Raw genomic sequence first — 2,787 nt, 5'->3', positions numbered from 1 at the left:
ATCTGTCAGGCGGTGAGAAGCGCCGCGTGGCGCTGTGCCGGCTGCTGCTGTCGAAGCCCGACATGCTGCTGCTGGACGAGCCGACCAACCATCTCGACGCCGAGTCGGTCGAGTGGCTGGAGCAGTTTCTGCACCGTTTCCCGGGCACCGTGGTGGCGGTGACGCACGACCGCTATTTCCTGGACAACGTCGCCGAGTGGATTCTGGAGCTCGACCGCGGGCGCGGCATCCCGTTCAAGGGCAACTACAGCGCCTGGCTCGAGCAGAAGGAGCAGCGCCTCAAGCAGGAAGAGTCGTCCGAATCCGCCCGCCGCAAGGCGATCGCGCAGGAACTCGAATGGGTGCGCCAGAACCCCAAGGGCCGCCAGGCCAAGAGCAAGGCGCGCCTGAATCGCTTCGAGGAGCTGGCCAGCCACGACTACCAGAAGCGCAACGAGACCAAGGAAATCTTCATCCCGGTCGCCGAGCGCCTCGGCAACGAGGTGATCGAGTTCGATCACGTGCGCAAGTCCTACGGCGACCGGCTGCTGATCGACGATCTGAGCTTCAAGATTCCGCCGGGCGCCATCGTCGGCATCATCGGCCCGAACGGCGCCGGCAAATCGACGCTGTTTCGTATGATCACCGGCCGCGAGCAGCCGGACGGCGGCGCCATCAAGATCGGCCAGACGGTCAACCTTGCGCTGGTCGACCAGAGCCGCGACGAGCTCGCCAACGACAAGACCGCTTGGGAGGACATCTCGGGCGGCGCCGACATCATCACCGTCGGCAAGTTCGAGATGCCGTCGCGGGCGTATCTGGGGCGCTTCAATTTCAAGGGCGCGGACCAGCAAAAGCGCGTCGGCAGCCTGTCGGGCGGCGAGCGCGGGCGGCTGCATCTGGCCAAGACGCTGCTCAAGGGCGGCAACGTGCTGTTGCTGGACGAGCCCTCCAACGACCTCGACGTCGAGACCCTGCGTGCGCTCGAAGAAGCGCTGCTGGAGTTCGCCGGCAGCGCGCTGGTGATCAGCCACGACCGCTGGTTCCTCGACCGCATCGCCACCCACATCCTGGCCGCGGAAGGCGACTCGCAGTGGACCTTCTTTGCCGGCAACTACCAGGAATACGAGGCCGACAAGCGCCAGCGCCTAGGCGAGGAGGCCGCCCGCCCGCACCGGCTGCGCTTCAAGGCGCTGCGCTGAGAGCTTGTGAATTTTTCAAGCTCCGAGGCCGGCCAGGGATGGCCGGACGCGAATCGAGCCCGCAAGGGCTTGATTCGCGGGAGCCCGTCCGGGCGTGTACCGGACGGGCGACGCAAGAAATGCGCAGGACGCGCATTTCTTCATAAACTCTGAGAAAACCTGAAAAATTCCTCCCTGGAATTTTTCAGCTCGCCGTCGCGCGGTACACGTCCGCGCGACGCTCAGTGAATCAATGGCTTACGCCCTTGATTCACGCCGGGGCATCCTGCCCCGGACGGAAAACGCTGACTAAATCAGCGTTTTTCTAAGGGTCTTTGGGTTCGCGGCTGAAGCCGCTCCTACGTGCCATTCCAGCGAACGGCTCGCCTGCCGTGTAGGAGCGGCTTCAGCCGCGAACCCTCCGCCGCGAACGACCTTACGAGGCTGTTTCGCCTCATTCCGGATTGACGACAGGAGCCTGAAATGTCCGACCGCATCGACGCCGTGAGCGTCCTCACGCAAGCCAACGTCTACTTCGACGGCAAGTGCGTCAGCCACACGGTGCTGCTGGCCGACGGCACGCGCAAGACGCTGGGTGTGATCCTGCCGGCCACGCTCACCTTCAACACCGGCGCGCCGGAGCGCATGGAAATCGTCGCCGGGCGCTGCCGCGTGCGTCAGGCCGGCAGCGACGCGTGGCTGGAGTATGGCCCGGGGCAGGCTTTCGACGTGCCGGGCGACAGCCATTTCGACATCGAGGCTGTCGAGCCCACGCATTACGTGTGCCACTTCGGCTGACTGTGTGCGCCTGCGGGCCGGTGCAATGCCGGCCCGCGGCCGGTCAGTAAAACACGGCGATCAGGTACCCGCCCAGCAGCAGGCGGTAGACGACGAACGGCGTCATGCCGCGGTTCTGCAGCAGGCGCAACAGAAAGGCGATGGCCAGATACCCGCTGATACCGGCCACCACGGCCGCCAGCAGCGTGCGGTCGAGCTCGGCCGGTGCGCCGGTCCGGACGATCTTCAGGAGCTCGTAACCGCCGGCGAGCGCGGTGATCGGGATCGACAGCAAAAACGAAAACCGCGCCGCCCCGGCGCGCGTGAGGCCGGCCAGCAGGCCGGCCGTCATGGTCACGCCCGAGCGCGAGGTGCCCGGCACCAGCGCCAGCGCCTGCGCCACCGCCACCAGCGCGGCATCGCGCCAGCGAAACGTGTACTCGTCGCGCCCCTGCTCGCCGATGCGGTCGGCGAGCCACAGCAGCAGGCCGTAGCCGATGGTGGTGGCGGCGATCACCTTGGGACTGCGCAGCGTGGTTTCGACCAGGTCGTGCAGCAGGAGACCCGCGATGGCCGCCGGCAGCGTGCCGAGCAGCACCGCCCAAGCGAGACGACCGTTCGGCGTGAGGCCCTCCCCGCGCAGGCTCAGCCCGAAATCGCGCGTCAACGGCCACAGGTTTTTGCGGAAGTACCACAGCACGGCGGTGAGCGTGCCGACGTGCATGGCGCCGTCGAACGCCAGGCCCTGGTCCGGCCAGCCGAGCAGTTCCGGCACCAGGATCAGGTGCGCGGAGCTCGAAATCGGCAGGAATTCGGTGATGCCCTGCACGATGGCGAGCACGATCACTTG

At 66.5% G+C, this 2,787-nt stretch carries 3 protein-coding genes; 2 read left to right on the top strand and 1 reads right to left on the bottom strand.

The genetic code is table 11. From position 1 onward, the window contains the following. Together ettA and PHC73_RS13435 are read left to right on the top strand one after the other, a co-directional pair. Nucleotides 1–1,181, top strand: a 1,181-nt coding sequence (ettA, locus tag PHC73_RS13440; protein ID WP_300129270.1) for an energy-dependent translational throttle protein EttA, incomplete at its 5' end; no start/stop codon positions are given. A gap of 462 nt (nt 1,182–1,643) precedes the next feature. Further along, the gene (locus PHC73_RS13435; RefSeq protein WP_300129269.1) at nt 1,644–1,958 is read left to right on the top strand and encodes a pyrimidine/purine nucleoside phosphorylase; all 315 of its coding nucleotides are present in this window, start codon (nt 1,644–1,646) and stop codon (nt 1,956–1,958) included. Nucleotides 1,959–2,001: 43 nt separating this feature from the next. Here the strand turns inward: PHC73_RS13435 and PHC73_RS13430 are convergent. Further along, the coding region (locus PHC73_RS13430) for an undecaprenyl-diphosphate phosphatase (protein ID WP_366949893.1) at nt 2,002–2,787 on the bottom strand (786 nt) is incomplete at its 5' end.

The sequence above is a fragment of the Immundisolibacter sp. genome (assembly GCF_028696615.1).
Lineage (GTDB): Bacteria > Pseudomonadota > Gammaproteobacteria > Immundisolibacterales > Immundisolibacteraceae > Immundisolibacter.
This window is presented reverse-complemented; position numbering and strand designations above follow the sequence as displayed.